This is a genomic window from Dictyobacter halimunensis, from assembly GCF_036245075.1.
In genome coordinates, this window is the sequence record NZ_BSRI01000001.1 from 1298104 (window position 1) to 1318314 (window position 20211).

20 protein-coding genes and 1 pseudogene are annotated in these 20211 nt (G+C 54.0%); 13 read left to right on the top strand and 8 right to left on the bottom strand.

What is annotated here, in order from left to right; all coding sequences use genetic code 11:
- Positions 1–114: 114 nt before the first annotated feature.
- The 8 genes from AABA21_RS05225 (at position 115) to AABA21_RS05260 (ending at position 8736) form a co-directional block, all read left to right on the top strand.
- Positions 115–2316, top strand: a complete 2202-nt coding sequence (locus AABA21_RS05225; RefSeq protein ID WP_338247937.1) for a beta-galactosidase — start codon at positions 115–117, stop codon at positions 2314–2316.
- Positions 2317–2687: 371 nt separating this feature from the next.
- Positions 2688–3377 (top strand): helix-turn-helix domain-containing protein, encoded by a 690-nt coding sequence (locus AABA21_RS05230; RefSeq protein ID WP_338247938.1) that lies wholly within the window; start codon positions 2688–2690, stop codon positions 3375–3377.
- A 227-nt stretch (positions 3378–3604) separates the two neighbouring features.
- Positions 3605–3985 carry a VOC family protein gene (locus tag AABA21_RS05235; RefSeq protein WP_338247939.1) on the top strand — a complete coding sequence of 127 codons (381 nt, stop codon included), beginning with the start codon at positions 3605–3607 and terminating at the stop codon, positions 3983–3985.
- 260 nt (positions 3986–4245) lie between these two features.
- Complete coding sequence (locus AABA21_RS05240) at positions 4246–4704, top strand: MarR family winged helix-turn-helix transcriptional regulator (protein WP_338247940.1); 459 nt, start codon at positions 4246–4248, stop codon at positions 4702–4704.
- A gap of 74 nt (positions 4705–4778) precedes the next feature.
- Positions 4779–5840, top strand: a complete 1062-nt coding sequence (locus AABA21_RS05245) for a hypothetical protein (protein ID WP_338247941.1) — start codon at positions 4779–4781, stop codon at positions 5838–5840.
- 178 nt (positions 5841–6018) lie between these two features.
- Complete coding sequence (locus AABA21_RS05250) at positions 6019–7020, top strand: nitrilase-related carbon-nitrogen hydrolase (RefSeq protein ID WP_338247942.1); 1002 nt, start codon at positions 6019–6021, stop codon at positions 7018–7020.
- A 71-nt stretch (positions 7021–7091) separates the two neighbouring features.
- Positions 7092–8027 (top strand): SDR family NAD(P)-dependent oxidoreductase, encoded by a 936-nt coding sequence (locus AABA21_RS05255; protein ID WP_420917094.1) that lies wholly within the window; start codon positions 7092–7094, stop codon positions 8025–8027.
- Between the two features lie 247 nt (positions 8028–8274).
- The gene (locus tag AABA21_RS05260) at positions 8275–8736 is read left to right on the top strand and encodes a carbonic anhydrase (protein ID WP_338247944.1); all 462 of its coding nucleotides are present in this window, start codon (positions 8275–8277) and stop codon (positions 8734–8736) included.
- A 284-nt stretch (positions 8737–9020) separates the two neighbouring features.
- Here the strand turns inward: AABA21_RS05260 and AABA21_RS05265 are convergent, their stop codons facing one another.
- The 5 genes from AABA21_RS05265 to AABA21_RS05285 all read right to left on the bottom strand — a co-directional run bounded on the left by AABA21_RS05265 (position 9021) and on the right by AABA21_RS05285 (position 12534).
- A complete protein-coding gene (locus AABA21_RS05265; protein WP_338247945.1) occupies positions 9021–10007 on the bottom strand; it encodes a pectate lyase family protein in 987 nt (328 codons plus the stop codon).
- Positions 10008–10373: 366 nt separating this feature from the next.
- On the bottom strand, positions 10374–10961 hold the full coding sequence (locus tag AABA21_RS05270) for a LacI family DNA-binding transcriptional regulator (RefSeq protein ID WP_338247946.1): 588 nt from the start codon (positions 10959–10961) through the stop codon (positions 10374–10376).
- Positions 10942–11457, bottom strand: coding sequence for an AAA family ATPase (locus AABA21_RS05275; RefSeq protein ID WP_338247947.1), 516 nt, complete (start codon positions 11455–11457; stop codon positions 10942–10944). Before AABA21_RS05275 ends, AABA21_RS05270 begins: the two co-directional genes overlap by 20 nt.
- A gap of 33 nt (positions 11458–11490) precedes the next feature.
- Positions 11491–12153, bottom strand: coding sequence for an alpha/beta hydrolase (locus AABA21_RS05280; RefSeq protein ID WP_338247948.1), 663 nt, complete (start codon positions 12151–12153; stop codon positions 11491–11493).
- A gap of 48 nt (positions 12154–12201) precedes the next feature.
- Positions 12202–12534 (bottom strand): zinc ribbon domain-containing protein, encoded by a 333-nt coding sequence (locus AABA21_RS05285; RefSeq protein WP_338247949.1) that lies wholly within the window; start codon positions 12532–12534, stop codon positions 12202–12204.
- Positions 12535–12660: 126 nt separating this feature from the next.
- On the opposite strand from AABA21_RS05285, the gene AABA21_RS05290 reads away from it, so the two are divergent.
- Positions 12661–12897, top strand: a complete 237-nt coding sequence (locus tag AABA21_RS05290; RefSeq protein ID WP_338247950.1) for a hypothetical protein — start codon at positions 12661–12663, stop codon at positions 12895–12897.
- Positions 12898–13124: 227 nt separating this feature from the next.
- Here AABA21_RS05290 and AABA21_RS05295 read toward each other — a convergent pair whose 3' ends face one another.
- Complete coding sequence (locus tag AABA21_RS05295; protein ID WP_338247951.1) at positions 13125–14381, bottom strand: RNA polymerase sigma factor; 1257 nt, start codon at positions 14379–14381, stop codon at positions 13125–13127.
- Between the two features lie 143 nt (positions 14382–14524).
- Between AABA21_RS05295 and AABA21_RS05300 the strand changes: the two genes are divergently transcribed.
- Both AABA21_RS05300 and AABA21_RS05305 read left to right on the top strand, forming a co-directional pair.
- A complete protein-coding gene (locus AABA21_RS05300; protein WP_338247952.1) occupies positions 14525–15409 on the top strand; it encodes an alpha/beta fold hydrolase in 885 nt (294 codons plus the stop codon).
- Between the two features lie 585 nt (positions 15410–15994).
- Positions 15995–16237: a hypothetical protein gene (locus AABA21_RS05305; protein WP_338247953.1), complete on the top strand. Its 243-nt coding sequence runs from the start codon at positions 15995–15997 to the stop codon at positions 16235–16237.
- A 263-nt stretch (positions 16238–16500) separates the two neighbouring features.
- Here AABA21_RS05305 and AABA21_RS05310 read toward each other — a convergent pair whose 3' ends face one another.
- Complete coding sequence (locus tag AABA21_RS05310; protein WP_338247954.1) at positions 16501–18276, bottom strand: dihydroxy-acid dehydratase domain-containing protein; 1776 nt, start codon at positions 18274–18276, stop codon at positions 16501–16503.
- A gap of 348 nt (positions 18277–18624) precedes the next feature.
- Between AABA21_RS05310 and AABA21_RS05315 the strand changes: the two are divergent.
- A pseudogene (locus tag AABA21_RS05315) lies at positions 18625–18918 on the top strand (transposase); the annotation flags it as partial.
- Here the strand turns inward: AABA21_RS05315 and AABA21_RS05320 are convergent.
- Complete coding sequence (locus tag AABA21_RS05320) at positions 18915–19583, bottom strand: Type 1 glutamine amidotransferase-like domain-containing protein (RefSeq protein WP_420917135.1); 669 nt, start codon at positions 19581–19583, stop codon at positions 18915–18917. The pseudogene AABA21_RS05315 and the gene AABA21_RS05320 sit on opposite strands and share 4 nt — an antisense overlap.
- 298 nt (positions 19584–19881) lie before the next feature.
- Here AABA21_RS05320 and AABA21_RS05325 point away from each other — a divergent pair, with 298 nt between their 5' ends.
- Entirely contained in the window at positions 19882–20211 is a 330-nt protein-coding gene (locus AABA21_RS05325; protein ID WP_420917136.1) for an ArsR/SmtB family transcription factor, read from the top strand.

Below are 20211 nucleotides of genomic sequence, written 5' to 3' on the forward strand. Positions count from 1 at the left end.
GCCCATAGGTTCGGACCTCGCGTCCGATTTCTCTCGACACACGACACCGTATTCCATACGTTCGGACCTCGCGTCCGATTTCTACTGTCCAAGCATCTGGAAAGGAACAATACTATGGGCCTGACGCCGCGCTTTCCACAGGACGCCTTCCCCTTTGGGACTCATGTCTACCGCGAACCATATAAAGACCAGGAGAGGCTGCTGGCCGACCTGCCGCTTCTCAAACGGCTCGGCTTCAACATGATCAAGATCCAGGAATCGTGGGCCATCGATGAGCCACGCGAGGGCAGCTACGACTTCTCGCGCATTGAGCGCATCATCAGCCGCGCCCGCGAGCTTGACCTGGGTATCTACCTGGGTCTGACCATGGAACAGGCCCCTGCCTGGCTCTGGAAGAAGTTTCCCGACGCCTACCTGGTCTATGCCAACGGACAGCCGCATACCGATCCCACCCAGTACGCGCTGCCGGCCGATGGCAAACCGGGGCCATGCTGGGATCATCCAGAGGTGCGGCAGGCGGGCATACGCTTTGTGGAGGAGGTGGCACGCCGCCTGGGCCGCTACAGCAACATCTGGGCCTGGAATACCTGGCAGGAGATCGGCTTCTGGCCCAACGAGGGCGGCCCGCTGGGCTTCTGCTACTGCCCACATACCCTGGCGCGCTTCCGCTCATGGTTACAAGAGAAATACGGCTCGCTCGATGCGTTGAACAGGACCTGGTACACCGCCTATGGCGCATGGGACGAAATCGAGCCGCCGCGCCGCTTTACAGCCAATCCAACCTTTATCGATTGGCGCTATTTTATGGATGATATCTCTATCACGCGCGCTCTGGAGTGGAAAACGCAGACGCTGAAAGCACACGATCCGGGACAGCGCCCGGTATTCAGCCACGTGGGGGGACCACAAATCGGCTCGGCGGCCGAGTGGCGCTGGGCACAGGTGGGAGACTTCTTCGGCAATAGCAACTATCCCGCCTGGTCGCCGTTTGATCATTGGGACGACGCGGCCACCAGCACACCTTCCTGGCATAGCACTGTGCTGTATGAGCTGTGGAATAGCATGATGTTGCGCACAGATATGGTTCGCTGCGCCAATGGACGCGATCGCGCACTGTGGGGCGCCGAGTTTCAGGGTGGTCCCATCAGCACCTATCTGCACCTGGGTCGCACTCTCACAGCCAGCGATATCCGCCGCTGGGTCCTGGCCAGGCTGGCCGCCGGCATGACCGGTATCAGCTTCTGGAACCATCGTGCGGAACACATGTGGCAGGAATGCAACGGCTTCGGCCTGCTCGATCCCGAGGGGGAAACGAGCGAACGCATCGAGGAGGCCGGTCGCGTCGCACGCGCTATCCACGAGAATCCGGCGCTCTTCACTCAGGGACAGGTGCCACAGGCCCAGGTCGCGCTGCTAGTCAACGAGGATCTCTACCACTTCTGCCAGGGCACTCCCGAGAACACGACGGCGCTGCTCGCCTACAACCTGCGAGGACACTACGAGCGCCTCTGGCGCCTGGGCATCCCGGTCGATTTCGTCGATACGCGCGACATCTCCAGAGGAGCGCTGGCGGGATACAAGGTCGCCTTACTGACCATGCCGCTGGCACTGGACCCCGCGCTCATCCCCCCACTGCGCGCCTTCGTCGAGCGGGGCGGCACCCTGATCAGCGAGGCATGCCCCGGCCGCTTCACCAACTACGGCTTCTGCCCACCCAAACAGATGGTCGATGGCGGCGAGGAACTCTTTGGGGCACGCCACAGGAGCGTCCGCATCGTACGCGAACCTGGAGAGGCCTCGAAGTGGACGCCACAGGAACGTGGCTACGGCGAGTTCGCCCCCCCAACGATCTTCAATGGCATCGCTCCCTTCGCGGACACATCCCTGCGCGCCAGTTTCTATCTGCAAACCCTGACCCCCACAACGGGACAGGCCATTCTCCAGCACGACGGTGAGATCACCGGCGTCGTCAATTCAGTCGGATCAGGCAAGGCGGTGCTGCTGGGGACGTTCGCCGGCATCTGCTCCACGGCCCATCGGCATCCCGAGTCCGACCGCTTCATGGAACGCCTGCTCTCCGAGGCGGGTGTACAACCGGAGAAGATCGGCCCCCTGCTCCTCCGGCGACGCGTGCTAGGCTCCCAGGAAGCCTGGTTCTTGATCAACCCCACCTCTTCCGAGATCACCCAGGAGATTGATCTGGCCAGCTTCACCCATGCCCGCGAACTGCTCGGAGCATCCCTCGCCATCTCACCAGATCATGCAGTAACCGTAACCATTCCAGCGGCCAATGTAGCTTGCCTGCTACTGTCTTAAACACTCTCAGACCTATATCTTTCGCACTGCTTCTCAGGTCTTCGCGAAAAAAACGGGTCATGTGTTTTTCACATGCACAGGTATGAATTGCTATCCTCCAGCACTCTGATAGCGATTCATACCGTACGTCCGGAAAACCAGAACATGAAAAGAGATTATGCGGAAAACCACGAAAGCGGGTCAAGTTAGCAGTTCAAACACCTACATGCGGAGAAGAGCAAGATAGGAAACGTTTTTTCTTATCGCGCATGCTATATTGAGACCACCGACGCTGGGATGCTCCCCATGTAGAGGCATCAATCAATGCTGGAATGACGACTGCCAGCATATTCATACCTGTGCGTCGAGTCAAAAATAGAGGGAACAACAACATGAGCATTATCTCTGAAGCACGAGGGTCGGACTCGCCATATGTAGAAACGATTATACGTGGTCGAACGGAAAGCAATGGGTCTCCTCTCCGTCCCGCCGAGATCTGTTGGCACATGGTTTTGCGGAAACTCAATGGCACTACTGACCTTCTGGTTGTTGGACCGTGGACGAGTTCTGGTGTGATCTCTTACCCTGAAGGCGCTGAGCTTCTTTGGATCAAGTTCAAGCTTGGCGCCTTTCTTCCCCATCTGCCCACAAAGCACTTGCTGGATAGAGAAACAGCCCTGCCCGCCGCCACCGGAAAGTCCTTCTGGCTTAACGGTTCCGCGTGGCCATTCCCCGATTATGAAAATGCGGACACGTTTGTAGATAGGCTTGTGCACGCAGGTATGCTGACATATGATCCTGTTGTGAACGCGGTGCTACAAGATCAGCTCAAAGATATGCCATCGCGCACAATGCGACACCGCTTCAAACACGCAACAGGCTTGACGCAAAGCCACATTCGGCAAATGAAACGCGCCCAGCATGCCCAGGCCCTCTTACAGCACGGGGTCTCAATCCTCGACACCGTTGATGAGGCAGGCTATTTCGATCAGCCTCATCTGACTAGATCACTGAAGCAATTTATCGGATATACGCCTGCTCACATCATTCGTTTGAGTCAGCCCGAGGCATTTGCCATTTGATACAAGACTGCGTCTTTGTGCTTAAGGTAGTATAGGGGTGTTCTCGCAAAACCTGATAGCTTGAAATGAAAAATCACTGATAAAGGACTCTACAGGGCATCAAGCGCTCAAATAATGGTTTTGTTACAGGACCGCAAACCAGGAGGTGATGTTTTCTGGTTGCGTTGGTCATTGTCTCTTTATTAATGAACGTATCATGAGATGAGCACAAAGGAGCCAAAGTACAGATGGACATGAAACTTGAACTGGTGCCGATACCCGTTTCTGATGTTGATCGAGCGAAGGTATTTTACGTTGATAAGGTCGGATTTCACCTAGACCATGATGTCCAGCCTGGGAACGGAATGAGAGTCGTCCAACTCACCCCACCTGGATCGGCTTGTTCCATCGTCATTGGAACCGGTATGGGTGAAATTTCCGCCATGCAGCCTGGAACGCTCAAAGGACTCCATCTGGTCGTAGCAGATATTCACAAGGTCCGCGAAGTGCTCGCGGGCAAAGGGGTTGAAGTAAGTAAGATTGACGATCTGGGGGGCATAAAGTATGTCTACTTCAGTGACCCTGATGGGAACAGCTGGGCATTACAGGAAATGCCAGATCATCGGTGAGAACAGTTTGCAGGCGGCTGCACCTGACTCCTCTTTTCAATTTTTTGGACAGAAGACGTACCCGGGATCGGGTACGTCTGGACGATAGATGGGAGCCGACGATAGCGGCACTCGACTAAGACGCTCCACACGTGAAACAATCTTGTCGTGCGATATCCCATGTACAAAACGTGTGAAGACCATGGGAATCAAGTGAGCTTGGGTTGACAATATTTAAATTACCTGTATATACTGCTAAATAAAGAAAGGAGATAGTGACAATGGCAGACACACAACCCACAGAGGATCTGCGTCTTCACGAGCTGCTCAATTGTACAGGATTTAACCTCAGGAAGGCCACGCGCTCCATTACACAGTTGTATAATACCGCCCTGGCCCCAACAAAACTCCTTATCACACAGTTCTCCATTCTGGCCATACTGGCAGCATATAATCCCTGCTCGATCAAATTGTGCTCAGAAGAGCTAGGAATGGATCCAACAACCCTGTCACGCAATCTTCGGCCGTTGGAAAGAAGACAATTGGTACAGCGTAGCATTGATATGGAGGATCAACGAGCGCAAGTTCTTGAGCTGACCGCCCAGGGCCGACAAGCTCTCCAGGAGGCTCAACCTTACTGGCAAGCAGCTCAAACACAGGTCATCAGTACAATGGGAGAGGATAATTGGCAACATTTGCTCTTCAATCTGCGTTTGCTGGCCGAAATGAAAGACCGCTAAAAAAATATGGCAAATAGCTGTATATACAGCTATTTGCCACTGACAGTCATATCCAAAAGAGAAAGGGGTACGCTATGGATGTACAGAGCCTTCCTCAACCAGAGGAATTGCCTTCGAAGATGCGTACACATCCAACCGTTGAACAGATGTATAAACGACAGGCAGAAGATCTCTCTCAATCTCATCTCAAGCAGCCACTGGACACAAACTGGCTACGGGAACTCTGCCTGCAAGCTGGAGCTGATGACGTGGGCTTCGTTTCCCTGCAACGAGCAGAAGTAGATAATCAGCGAGCAGAGATACTGGCGAATGCTCCTTTTGCACAAACCTTGATCAGTATTGTCTGTCGCATGAACCGCGAACCAGTACGCTCACCAGCACGTTCTGTCGCCAACGCTGAATTTCATCATGTCAACGAGCACCTCACGGCTGTCAGCCATACGATCGCCGCGCAACTCGAACAGCAAGGCATACGTGCGATGAATGAAGTCGTAGGCTTCCCCATGGAAGTGGCCAGGCTGGCGGAAGGGCAGAAACCGTATGTCATCTCACATAAACCCATAGCGGTTGCCGCCGGATTGGGACACATGGGACTCCATCGTAACGTCATTCATCCTCGTTTTGGCAACTTTATCCTGCTGGGCACAATCGTCATAGGAGCAGAAGTTAGCGCGGAAAACCACCCCATCGCCTATAATCCCTGCCTGGAATGCAAATTGTGTGTGGCTGCATGTCCGGTTGGAGCGATCAGCCCGGATGGGAAGTTTGATTTCCAAGCTTGCTCTACGCATAATTATCGCGAATTTCTTGGAGGTTTCAAGGAATGGGTAGAAACGGTGGCCGATAGCCCATCTGCAGAAGCCTATCAGGAACAGGTAACCCCAGCAGAAACACTCTCAATATGGCAAAGCCTGGCATTCAAACCAAACTATAAGGCAGCATACTGTATGGCGGTCTGTCCAGCAGGAGAAGACGTTATTGGGCCATACCTGACTGACCGCAAAAAACATTTACAGACAGTCGTGAAACCATTGCAAGACAAAGTGGAGCCGGTGTATGTGCAGGAGGGCTCGGCGGCAGAGGCGCACGTACGGCGCCGTTTCCATCACAAAACAATACGCCTGGTGAGAAAATAAGATGTGGCTGCTATAGTCGGCGTGATCAACAGCAACCTGCTCGCCGAGCTCATGGACTAAGCATCTCATAATGATGTGTATACAACATACACTGTAACGAATTCCATAACATCTATATATTGTGTGCACAACATACAACACAACGAATATTGCAACGTCAAGTTAAAAGGAACAGACAATGAGCACTATCGTAAAAGCCGCCGCTGTGCAGATCAGCCCCGTGCTGTACAGCCGGCAGGGTACCGTTGAGAAGGTTGTGAAAAAGATCCGTGAGTTGGGCAAACAGGGGGTCCAATTCGCGACCTTCCCCGAAACGGTCGTTCCCTACTACCCCTACTTCGCCTTCGTGCAATCTCCGTACGACATGATGGTGGGGAAGGAGCATCAGCGCCTGCTCGAAGAATCGGTCACGGTCCCGTCTGCCGAGACTCAGGTGATCGGCGAGGCTGCAAAGGAAGCGAACATGGTCGTCTCGATCGGCGTCAACGAGCGCGACGGCGGCTCGGTCTATAATACGCAACTGCTCTTCGACGCGGACGGGACGCTGATCCAGCACCGCCGAAAGATCTCACCAACCTATCATGAGAGGATGGTCTGGGGTCAGGGTGACGGCTCTGGCCTGCGCGCCATCGAGAGCGCCGTTGGGCGTATCGGACAGCTCGCCTGCTGGGAGCACTACCAGCCGCTCGCGCGTTACGCGCTCATTGCCGATGGCGAGCAGATCCACTCAGCGATGTATCCAGGATCGATCTTCGGCCAGCGGTTCGCGGAGCAGACGGAAGTGAACATCCGCCAGCACGCCCTCGAATCCGCTTGCTTTGTCGTCAACGCGACGGCGTGGCTCGATGCCGATCAGCAAGCTCAAATCATGAAGGATACCGGGTGTGCTCTCGGGCCGATTTCCGGCGGCTGCTTCACCGCCATTGTCAACCCGGAAGGCCGGATCATTGGCGAGCCGCTTAAAGCCGGGGAAGGCGAAGTGATTGCAGATCTTGACTTTGCTCAGATCGACTCCCGCAAGCGACTCATGGACGCACGCGGTCACTACAGCCGCCCCGAGCTGCTCAGCCTGCTGATCGATCGGACGCCCACTTCACCCATCCATGAGCGCAGCGCGCACCCGAAGGCTGAGGCCTGGCGCACGACTGCCGAGGAGGAAAGGACCGTCGAGATCCTCTAATCCAGCTGGCCATCTGCCACGCCAGATTCAGCATGGTCGGAGAGAAACCAGTTAACTATCAAATAAGGAGTATGACGATGAAATCTACACATGACAGCCCGATCCTTGTGACCGGGGCAGCCGGCAATCTTGGTGCTATCGGCCGCAACCTCACCGCATTGCTGCTCGCTAAGGGGCAGAAGGTACGCGCCCTGGTCCGGAAGGAAGATGAGCGCGCCGAAGCATTGCGCCAGCTCGGTGCCGAGGTTGTGCAGGGCGACTTGACAGATCTCGCCTCGATGCACCGCGCGATCGAAGGGTGCGCACGCATCTACTTCGGCATGTCCGTCTCTGCGGCGTATCTGGAAGCCACAGTTAACACCGCCGCAGTGGCGCGCCAGCACGGCGTCGAGGCTTTCGTAAATATGTCGCAGATGACGGTCTCGCAGATGAGCATCACCGAGACCACAGACAGCTCGCAGCAAAAGCTGCATTGGCTGGGGGAGCAGGCACTCTCATGGTCGGGACTGCCGGTCGTCACGGTCCGGCCGACGGTCTTCCTGGAAAACTTATTCCTGCTTTTCACCGCTACCAGCGTACGGGAAGCAGACGAATTGGCATTGCCGATTGGCAGCGGCAAGACCTCGCCTATCTCGGCTGTCGATGTAGCGCGTGCCGTATCCGTCATCCTTGACGATCCGGTCCCGCACATCGGCCAGGCGTACAATCTGACCGGATATGAGTCGGCCGATATCGACCACTACGCGCGCGTCTTCTCCGAGGCACTCGGCCGGACGATCCGCCCTCGCAATGTGCCACTCCCTCAGTGGATTGATATGCTTCGGGAGGCAGGAATGCCTCCGCATGTCGTCAACCATCTCGGAGTGGTGGCCGACCTCCACACGCAGGGCCGCTACGACCGCATGACGGACGACTTTTTCAAGCTCACTGGCAAGATGCCGACGAGTGTGTTCGACTTTGTAAAGCTGCACGCCGCTGAATTTACGCGGCGTGAAACCACGGCTTGAGGGTTCAATGAGCGTGTAGGGCTGGAGGATGCGCATGCGGTATCGCATACAGAAATCTTCATCTCTACACCGCTCAATGGACGATGCCAAACTGTAAGCTGTAACTGTGGTCATTGAAATGACCACAGGGGCACGGAATATATCCGTGTCCACGAACAATTATCCCTACAGGAGGAACACTATGATCACTCTTGACACCCTGAAGCAGCGCAACCACGATTTTGCCGCACATCAGTTCACCGCGAGCATGTCCATTTTTCCTGCATCCAAGCCGATTATCGTCAGCTGTGTCGATCCGCGTGCCGACCCGGCTCACATTTTGGGGCTCGAATTTGGGGATGCGCTCGTGATACGCAACATCGGTGGTCGGTTCACGCCAGAGACACGGCAAACGATCGTCATGCTCCAAAACGTCGCCCAGGCGCAAGGAGCGACTCCCGGCAAAGGGAACCTCATCATTATGCATCACACCGACTGCGGGATCACTCGCCTTGCCGGAAAACCCGACCTGCTGGCCCACTACTTTGAAATTGACCAGGCAGAACTGGGGGCCAAAGCTGTCACCGATCCTCGAACGGCGGTTGCCATCGATGTTGCTGCGTTCAAGGCGAATCCGCTGCCAGGCGAGTGGGCGGTATCTGGGCTTGTCTATAACGTGACAACGGGACTGATTGAAGCCGTCGTGACACCCGACTCACTGCAGCAGTAAAACAGGTAACAGAAACGGTAAGGTTTTCACATAGATCAAACCAGAAAGGAACATGATGCGTTCAAAATCATTTTTCATTAAATGAAGACCATCTGGCAGCACCGGCCCATTGGATATGCTCGTGGGGTCAGTAATGGAACCCCACGAGCACAATAGATTTTAAATAATGAACTCTTCAAATGCGCTCTCGCATAAATATTCAGAGAAAGTGGGACACGTTCGGGTGGCGGACGATCAATCCGCCACCTGGATCCTCTCATGTAGATGGTCCGCAGATAGAGTGTTTAGTCGATGACGCCAACGCCGGAATACGCCGTGACCTCGCTTATGACGGACGAGGCTGGATCGAGCGTATAGCTGTAGGGAGCATGAGTGAAGTTGCCCGTGCGGGTGATGTCTACAGGCGCGCCACCCAGGTCATTGCCACTCATGTTGACATAGCCATCCGTCTTGCTGTCACCGGTGGTGGTGACGGCCAGCTTGACGTTGCGGAAAACATTGTTCTCAATCAGCATCTGGGCGTTCATGCGTGAATGGACCGCGCTGGTGTCGATGTTCTGGAAGTAGTTGTTGTACACGTGCCCGGTGCCAAAGCGCAGGCTGGGTGCACGCGAACCAACATTGTAGAACCAGTTGTGGTGGTAGGTGACGTGCAGGTGGCCCGTATCGACACTAAAGCTATCAGAATGACCGACCAGCGAGGTTTTATAGTGATCGTGGAAGCGATTCCACGATACGGTCACGTAATCGGACTGCCGGGTGATATCAACCTGTCCATCATAGTAGTCTTTGCCATGGCTGCGATCAGAATAAAACTCGTTGTGGTCGACCCACACATGGTTGGTGCCACGGATGATGGTGATATCATCGGTCCCCTTGGCGAAAGAGATGGTCAGGTTGCGAATGATCACATTGCTTACGCCGTCCAGGTCCAGGCCACCGCCCGTTAAGCCGGAGTGGACGCCTACGCCAAGGATGGTCTTGTTCGAGCCGACCTTGACCTGTCCGCTCAGTGTGAGCGTCCCATTCAAGAGCACGGTACGGGCTGTGGAGCCACTGACGGCACTGGTAAAGCTACTAAGATTAGATACGGTCACAGTGGAACCTCCCTGTCCACCGGTTGTTCCTGCTCCATATCCCACCAGGGGATCGGCCAGGGCCACCACCGGATGGGCCGATGCGGCTAACGGGGCCGCCAGAACTACCAGCATACATGCCAGCATAAGAGAGCCAAGCCAGAAACGTCCTGTTTTGAGCAACGCGGTTACCATTCGATGTATCCTCCTTGATGTATGCATGTTTGAAGCGTCCATTTCACTGTGGGTTCGTTGTTGCAGCGCATCAATCCTTGATGCATATCTGGCACCTTATCAATGATATCTATCTATGCGTATTTTTTCTTCTAAATACCTCCCTTCTCTAACATGCCGTTTTAAACCAAACTGTTTATGTGACCGATCACATTACCTTTATACATTATCTTCTTTGGTAAATCAAGGGGAAATGCACCCTATTTTCCTAAATTACCGCAAAAATACCACTAAATAACCGGTTATGTAACCATTGTTTAGTGATAAAGCAAGCATGCTATTGTGATCAGTCACAATATGGTAGAGCCATACATGTATAAAAAACGATTAAGGACCAACAGGACGTTCATCATGCCCTCGATCATGGATAGGCAGGGGCATGCCACATGACTCGCGAATCTTCAGGCTGGTTGGCAATTGAATGCGTGGTATCTCGCAGAACAGGCCTGGCTGATCTTGCTGACTCCAATGTGGAAAGCAGGATTGATCGATCAGGTGAAGAAGCAGTTCAACGGCGCGACGGCCCATCTCAGCAAATGGCTGCTGGATCGTTGTCAGCGCTGGCTGCATGTGTGCCGATGAAGGGTTATCATCGAAGCCTATCAAGGCAATATCGCTGGGAATGCGCAGTCCGCATTCCTGAGCGGCCGAGATAACGCCGTAGGCTATCAGGTCACTGCCCGCGAAGATAGCCGTCGGGCGTTCAGCCAGGGGACGCGCGAAGAGGGCGTGTGCGCAACTATATCCGCCGCTGGGCTCAAAATCGCCTTCCAGAATCAATGCTGGATCAAGCGCGATACCCGCCTCCTGCAGGGCATCGCGATAGCCATCATAACGATCATGCGATACTTGATTATTGCCTGGGCTCCGTATTTGGGCACTTCTCTTTGCCGAATCAAGCCGAAGCTCGGACATAGCGAAGGATTTCGTCCACGACGCTGACAAGCGGCTGTGTGGCATCTAGTACGATGCCACTGCTGGGAATGGCTTCTTTCGTTTGATGCAAACGCGCAATGATTTCCCGCTCCTCTGGTCTTCCGCCCCAATCAGTTGGGTCCCGTGCCACGCGCTCATCAATCCGCCGAAGACAGGTGTCAAGGTCGACATCAAGGATAAACACGCCGTCTAATAACTCGATGAATTGGGAAAAATTCCTCGACCCACCGCAGAAAAAGGTGACCGCCTCATCCTTGTTCGCGATTAATGCTTGGACTTTCTCTATATCCCAAAGGGGGGATAGGTGGAGATCAGATGTGAGGATATCCGTCGGTGCACCCGTTTCTGGATTGCCTTGATACCTCAATTCCCGGTCACCATGAATGGCCTGGTAGCCACGACGCTGTAATTCTGTGCAGACCGAGGTTTTGCCCGTGCCGGAGACTCCCTCGATAAGATAATTTCTCTTACCCATTCATTGTCCTTTTCTTGATACAAAGAAGGTCATCTATTCGCGTCCAAACGCCCACGCCACCATCAGCGGGAACTCTTTTCGCCAGAACGCGCCGCCGTGCGATCCGGTCCGCTCTTTCATGACAACGTCCGCACCTGCATCGCGCAGCGCGGCCGCCCACCTCATCGCATTCTCAAGGAAGAACGGCTCTTGCGTGCCGGCAACAAGGTACGTGCGCGGAATCCGAGGAGGCATCACCTCAGTCGGTTTGTAGCCCCCACCCGGCGAGGCACAGAAAATCGCACCGTAGACGTCGGGGTGCCGGAGCCCAAGAGCGAGCGCGAGCTCTCCACCCGCCGAGGTGCCGAACACTGCGGTGCGTTCAGTGGGCAGCGCTACTCCAAACCGCGACGCTGTCCATTGGCGGACGTCTTCGACGAAGAACTTCTCATGTGCCGCGAACCGTTCAGCGTCAAAGACCGGTGAGTACTCCTGGAGTCGCTGCTTCTCGTCCGTCAGCCCGTGCCCACCAACGATCATCGTGGGCGGGACGTCAGTTGCCTCGAGGAACCGGCCCCACTGCGAGATCCTCTGACCGTCACCAGCGAAGACAACTGCCTCGGGCGGATCTGGCGGGACGTACACCGTCACAGGCCTTCCACCGTCGTAGTCGAACGTCTCGGTAACAAACTTTCCCGCGATTGCTCGGTCATTCATGTTCACAGTCCCTTAAAATGATGACAAATATGCCTATCGGTCATCCGTTCAGACGACCAGCCGTCTTAGGCGAACTGCCGCGCCCGCTACTCCTCGCCCCAATTGCAAAAGGTCGGAGTTACTTTTCCGCAGAATGTTAAAGCTGCCATTAATATCAGCGTGGATTGTCGTTCCATCGCTGGCTCGATACCAACTTCTGGCAATGCGTCTGCCAGAAAATGTGATGGTTTCCGAACGATCGGCTTGGTATGTTGGCAGCCGATCAGCGTCCAGAAAGCTGGCTTTGCTTGTATAGCTCTCTTCTTGGATGATCACCTGAATCCCTACGACCTCTGTCCTGGAAGCTTTTCTGCGCATCTTGTGCATAGGGAAAGTGGACATTCCGGCTCCATCCCAGTCCGTTTTGTCTTTCCCGCCTTTCCCGCCGCCGGGAAGTCGCGGGAGTATTCGTCTTCCGCCTGGGGTGTGCTTTAAAGCGCAGCACTCCACCGCCTGAAGAAAGGGTTTATGCTCTCTTACAGAGAGGCACCCTCCACACGCCGCGTCACCACTCTGCGCGGAACGCGCTGGAGGGCAATGGGGGCGATCCCAGATCACGTACAGGTACCCGACGCGGCGGGCTGCTCGAGCGGCCTGCTATGCGAGAACAGATCCATGCCTTTGATTACCAGTGAGGCCATGAGCATCCCTGCCGATCTCCCGATGAGGTACGCAATGCACACGTTTGAGAAACAGTATATCTGATGGGGAGCGTTTTTTCCAGGAAACGCGTGTTAAAGTCGCTCATATGGGAGGGCAAGTGCGCGAGGTCGGAGAGCCAAACCTGCTCACGTGGGGGATCTGGCTCTCTTTTGGTGATACTCACAGATGAAATAATGCAGATGTTTAGAACCTCTGCAAAAGTGCGAGCTCAGCTACTACGAGAGCCACAATGCCGTATTTCTAAAGCTCGCGGCCCTCACGGTGGGGGACTAGGATTGTTCGTTGATGGCCAGGACGCGGAAGGTCGGACGCTCGATGAAAATCTCGATCTGTTCGTGCCCTGAGGTGCTCTGGAAGGTGCTAACCCAGGCCGGGATACCTGCATGTTCGTGGATCTCGCCCGGTTGCCAGTGGATACGTTTGTGCGTTTTCCAGAAACGTTGCACTTGTGGTAGATCGAAGGTCAAGTGCGAGAGCGTATTGTAGTGGGTACGCTGGCATTGGGTGCACGTGATCGCAATGCCAGGTTGGTCTCCCAGGCCACGATATCTGGGTGGAAGTTCGTGTGCCTCGTGGGTAGTCAACGCGGCTGACGCACCGCAGAAGATACAGGTTGGAGTTTGATCGATAGCTTGCCAGTAATAATCGTGCAGCCAATGTAGCAATTGGGCATATCTGGCTGCAGCACTACTGACTTTTGGCCAGTTGCCAATGGTTTTCTTTCCGCCTGCAGGCCTGTTGCAGGACTGGCACGTGAAAAGCAGGCCGTCCGAGGACCCATTATCATGGAGGGAGAGATGGCCATTACCACACCAGGGACACCACATGCGCGTTACCAGCGGTCCGGTCGTTGCCGTGCCCGGTTGATAGATCCCATAGGCAGCCAGCTCATCCCTCAGTTGTGTGGTCAAAACGGTGCGCAGAGCTCGTTTGCCGCGATAAATACGCTGGACCAGGGTGGCCTCATTCACCTGCAGTTGCTGCGTAATTTCATCATGGGTGGCACCGTGAATATAGCGAGCAACCAGGGCCGTACGCAATGGTTCCGACAGGTAAGCAAGAGCCTCGTTTACTAAGGCGCTCAACTCCGTGCGCTCAAATTCGAGCTCAACACCATAGTGATCTGGTGTCGCAAGCAGTTCGAGGCTCGACTCGTCTTGTTCCTCTCCATTGGATGAAGTATCGCCAGCGCCACCAGGTAGCGGCAGGATGCGATGGGCACGCTCATGATTATCCTCACGAAGCCACCGTAAGCAAACATTGTGAGCAATGGCCCCCAGCCACCTTCGACGCTCTTCACGCTGTTCATTTTCCCTATCATACACTTTATCCCGATGGCGCCATGCCTCCAGTAAGGTCTCCTGTGCCAGGTCCTCAGCGGCATCGGCGTTTCTGGTAAGGATGGCACATTTACGTACCAACCAGGGGCGCTCAGCAGTGAAGAAAATAGCAATGGAAAACCCGGTTTGAGCATCAGATTGAACTGGTGGCAGCGCCACTATCTCTTCAAATGGCTGCAATAACATACGTTCCTTTTCTCCTTTAGATAGAGGGTCTGTAACCTTTGCATGAAACGCTACATTACTCTATCGTGAGCAGCCTCAAAGAACCTGACAAAAAGAGGATCGCCAGGTACAATGGGCGGGAAAACGGATGAAGGAGAGACACAATGCCTTTTACGAAAAACGAACACGCGGCCCTTTGGTTTACTGATCAAGGTTCCGGTCCCCCTCTCCTCCTCATCCCTGGAGGATTATTTGATCCCATCAATGGTAAACGCTTTTGGGAAATTCCCGGAGTCGTCGATCATTTTGTCACACAGGGATATCGAGTTCTGGTACCTGATCGTCGCTATTCTGTTGGGAGCACGAGTGCTCCTTTCGAGATATATTCTTGGGAAAAGGAGGCAGCGGACTTCGCGGCGGTTGTCCATGCGGCGAAGGAAGAAGCCGTGTCCCTTGTTGCCGGTTCGAATGGATGTTCAGCAGCGATTCGTTTTGCGTTGGCGTATCCCTTTCTGATTCGCTCCTTCGTGCTCTGCTGGCCTGTTGCCCCCGAGAATGGCTGGCTCCTGGAAGCCATTGAATACTCTGCCGCACTGGTTGAGCAGGTTGGCCCTGCCGTCTATGTAGACAGACTTCGCGAACAAGGTGTTCCTCGTCCTGGCGAGAAAGGTGCAGGCTTTCCCTTTGGGTTTGCTCTCCTCCATGACGTGAACCTTGTGGCTTCGTTTTGTTCATTGGACTCACACGATGCCGCACAGATCATCCGAGAATCAGGACAGGCTCTGCTCTCAGGCGATCTCTTACGAGGGGTCTCTGTCAATGATGCTGCGATGCTGGCGGCGCAGTCATTTCCCATCGGGGTCATTCCCGCGTTTCCTGAAAATCCCGTCCATACGCTGGAGATTGCACAGAAACTGACTGACCATATCCCAGGAGCCCAGATGCTGCCAGGGTTTCCAGAACCGCCCACCCCGCGCTTTGCCGCTGTCCGAACCGAGTTTTGCACCGTGCTTCAAGAAGCCTTGGAATCAAAGCGCTCGCGGGAATGATAGTTGCAGCACACATACTCAATGTGCGCTCATCGCATGCACACAAGGAAAAACAAGAGAAGAGGTGGGAAACATCCCGGCACTCTTACTCTTGTTTGAGAGAAACAAACCATCGTGTACAGTACGAATCGACGTATGATCATGAACAAGCTCGACCAGAACGGGAGCGGACACAATCACCTTAATCCATACCGGCAATCCGTGAGAGGATACAGATAACGCACGAGCAAGCTCAACCAGAACAGGAGCGAACGTGCGCGTTCTCCATCCTCTCTGTAGATCCAGGGCTCTATAAAGGAGCCACATCCACTTCTTCGCATCCGCGAAGCTGTCCTGGATGCAGAGGGCAGGATTGGGAAAGCTACAAAGGAAGAAAACAGGACTCCTACTTCTTCCAAGCCACTGCTACAAGAAAGGCATACGTACCGTCATGAAATTAATGATGAGGAAATGCGTTATACACCAGAGCATTACACTTTGATCAGAGGGATTTTCAAAGAGGCGTGCCTGGTTTTCTTGATTCTTCAAGATCTCCATTTTCTCCTTGAGAGAGCTTCATGAAACACAAGGAAAAGAGCCACCGGCATGATGGATGGAACAGTACCTAATAAAAACGAATATCAGGGGATGTATGTGATATGTGATCACTACAGCGAAGAAGAACTCGAACGACGAGCTATTCAAGGCCGGATGGTTACTACGGAGATGAGAGGTGTCTTGCCTGAGCAGTCCGATTCTGCCGCATTTCGCCATGTGCTTGATGTTGGCGGTGGATCTGGCAACTGGCTGATCACCGCGCAGGAGATGGTATGCAGATTGGGGAATTGACCTCCTCCCCACGACTCAAGCCGTGGGGAGGAGGTCAATGTTGGCAACGCCATCCAAATGGACTGTGAATGGGCCAGGATTTATGGGTGACTCGTCCCCCAAAATGCTCTTCAACAAACGAGAAAGCCAACTCAGACAAGGTCAAACAGAAACGAGAAAAGAGCCGTTTTGCAGGAGAGCCCAAAAGAGATGCTTTCAGCCTGTTTCAGCCTGGAAATGCTCTGCGTATCTGAGTTCCAAAACGCCCTCTAAAAAGGAGCACATTATATTCCGGCACCCTGTAAAGCTGTTCGCGCGGTAGCACGCATGCGTTTTAGTAATCTATTTTCTACTTTTGCCGCATGGGGATGTATGCCTCCGTTTTCTTTTACTGCTTGCTGCCATTGATTGAAGCGTTTTGTTTTTGTATCGATATCGTGCAATTCAGTACAGTCAATGCTATCTGTGTTCAAGTCAACCGTAATGGTATCGCCGTTTTCTACGAGCGCGATTGGCCCTCCCAGATAGGCTTCTGGCGTCACGTGGCCGATGACAAGACCCACGGAGCCGCCAGAGAATCGGGCATCGGTCATCAAAGCAATAGTGATGTTTTTTTGTCTGCAAAGGGTTGTAATACGGGATGTAGGGTCGAGCATTTCAGGCATGCCCGGTGCGCCCTGCGGGCCAGCATAGCGGATGACAACCATGTCTTTATCCTGAAATATCTCTGGAGTATGTGTGAGCGCTTCAAGCACTGCTGCCTCACTATTAAATACCTGCGCTTTTCCGGTAAAGATGCCGTCTTTCATACCACCCTCTACGCCTGCCACTTTAATCACTGCGCCACCTTCGGGAGCGAGGTTTCCGCTGAGCATGCGCAAACCACCCGTTGGTTTAAAGGGTTTTGCAACAGAATGGATCACGTCACCATCAGGTGCTGATGGATTCAGACGGTTGATCTGTTCCTGCAGTGTCTCTCCTGTGCAGGTGATGCATGATCCGTCCAAAAGCCCCGCTTGCAACAGCTCTTTCACGATGACCGGCAGACCACCTTTTGCTTCAATATCCACCATAGAATATGCTCCAAACGGCCGGGCATTAATCAGAACAGGAGTAGTTCGGGAAAGTTCATTAAATTCTTGTTGCGTGATGACCTCGTTCCAGAAATCCAGTCCTGCTGCCCTGGCAATTTCCGGTGCATGGAGCACGACATTGGTTGATCCTCCCATGGCGATAGCAACGTTTATCGCGTTTCTTAAGGATGCTCTGGTAACAATATCTCTCGGGCGGATATTCTTCTCTGTCATCACCAACAGATATTCAACGAGTTCGTCAGGGAACTGTTGTATTCTTCGCGGGTCTTGTGAGGCAGGAGCGACCATATGCAGTGGTTCCATGCCAAGTGCGCCGAAAAACGACTGCATGGTGTTATACGTAAACATCCCGCCGCAACTGCCACATCCAGGACACGCATTCATGGCATAGCGTGCTTTCTTTTCTCCGTCTGCATCTCCGGCAACTTGAAAACAACTCACAAGGTCAATCCGCTCTTCTGTTTGGGGATCTCTTCCCGGCCTGATAGAGCCGTCTGACATGATAATGGCAGGTTCATTATGCTCCAGGAGTGCCGCAAGCGTGCCAACAGGCGGCTTATCACAGGCGACCACTGCAATAATCCCTTTTGCTTCACTGCCACTGAGATGTAAGCACGCCGCATCATGGGTGACTTCCCTGCCGATCAGCGAAAAGCGCATCTGGCTTGTGCCATTCAACTGTCCATCTGACACACCTCCAGCAAAATTCGGCGCGATCAATCGGACATTGAGATTATCTTGCAAAATTCTTTTGCTCATGGCTTCTTGAACAGTAGCGACTTTATCGGTAACACCTATATAACATTGGCTGTCTCCCTGATTGCCAATCACTGTCCAGACTGGCGCATGGACTTTCATTGGATCCTGCCCCAAAAACTTTGCCGTCCCCACCTTCTGGCAATCTCGACCAGGATTTTCGGAAATGAATTCTTTGTTTGATTCGCCGTTATACGTACTATCGTTCATATGAAGCAATCCTCCCACAGTAGCAATATGCCAAATAGTGAGGGCGTTTCGTCCCTCCAAAATGCTCTTCAACAAATGAGAAAGCCAGCTTAGACAAGGTCAAACAGAACGAGAAAAAAGCCGTTTGACGGGTGAGCCCAAAGGAGATGCTCTCTGCCTGTTTCAACCTGGAAGTACTCTGCTCATCTGAGTTCCGAAGCGCCCTCACCGTTGTTAGATTTCCCTCTATTCTATCACGGTCAGAAAAATGCTCAGCCAGGGTTGTTAATAGTTCCGAAAATCTAGACAATCCCCGGCATTCGGCTTTATGCCCCTACTGCTAGAGGCAATGGATGCACTACATTCGTACCGCGTCTGAAAAAGATTTGGGCTGATGCAGCCTATCGCGGTCAAGGGTTGGCTACCTGATGTCAAGTGACAGGGGAGTGGGAATTGGAAGTAGTCAAACGCACACCTGGCACCCGCGGTTTCAGCATTGTCCCACGCCGTTGGGTGGTCGAGCGTATATTCAGTTGGATTTCTTGTAACAGAAGAATGAGTAAGGATTACGAGCGTAAAGTGCAGGTGAGTGAAATATTGATCCACGTGGCCATGATTCGCTTGCTGCTAGCCCGCCAGGGGCGGAGAGCGGCAGCGAATTAGGACGTAAACCGCTTCCAATGGCCTTCGGAGACCACTTCGACTGCTCCGTCGACAACGACGAGAGCGGTCTGATCGTCGATTGCATACGCTGGCACACCTACCCCAGCGGCCCATTTTTCTGCATCGGCTAGGGAATTCTCTGGCATGTCGGGGTGATCCAGGTGCGGAAACAGCGCAAAATCAACCAGTCCTAGCGTTTTATCGCCGCCTTCGGGCGGCTTCCACCCGACGAATTCCTCCCCGATGCAGGGGGCCATCACCATGCTCCCGGCGCTCAGTCCCACCCAGACCGTCTCGGGAAGCTCCGGCAAGAGGTTCGCCAGCCCGGACTGCCGCATCCAGTGGCACAGATACAGCGCATCGCCGCCGTTCACCAGCAAGACATCTGCCTCTCGGACCCAGGGGATCCAGCGCTCTTCACCGATGCTGGGCAGCGCAGTGAGTTCCAGTACTCCCAAGGACTTCCAACCCAGCTCGCACATGGGTGTGGAGGACTGACCAGTGATGAAACGCCATGCCCCACCAGGACTGCCCATGGGGTGCCCGTACCCCGCAGTGGGGATGCAGAGAGCATTGGACTCGGTAATCGGCTTGCCCAGAGACTCAACCAGAGCGTTGCGAATGCTGTCGTTTTTGATGCCAGCCGAGGTGAGAAGCAATTTCATGATGGGGTTCCTTTCCAATCCATACGCGATCCGTCTTTTCCGCTCATGCTCTTTGAGACTGAAGCAGAACGACTGAAGACACGTCACGACGGCGTTTCTCCCAGCTTGAGTCGTCTGCTCGCGCGAGCACGCTTACGCACACAGGTCTTCCGCTCTCCAATTGCATGCAAGATATTCTACCATCTGGACCTCGCACAAAACTTCTCCTATCTTGCTCTTTTGGCCATGCAGCATGACCGCCGCGGCATTCCAAAACACGGTCTTGACAGATTCCCCGTTGTCCATTATAGTTAAGTATATGCTTAACTATATCAATCTCGATCTCATCTTCCACGCGCTGGCAGACCCAGCTCGACGGGTCATGGTAGAGCGGTTGAGTCAGGGACCGGCGTCGGTCAGCGAACTCGCCAAGCCACTTGCTATGTCGCTTCCAGCAGTCGTTCAGCACCTTCAGGTGCTGGAGGCGAGCGGCCTCGTCCGATCTGAGAAGGTTGGGCGGGTGCGCACCTGCCGTATTGAGCCAGTGGTGTTGAGCACCGCCGAGCAGTGGATCTCCGAGCGGCGAACGAGTTGGGAGCATCACCTCGACAAACTTGGCGACTACCTCGCCGAACATCCAGATGAATAG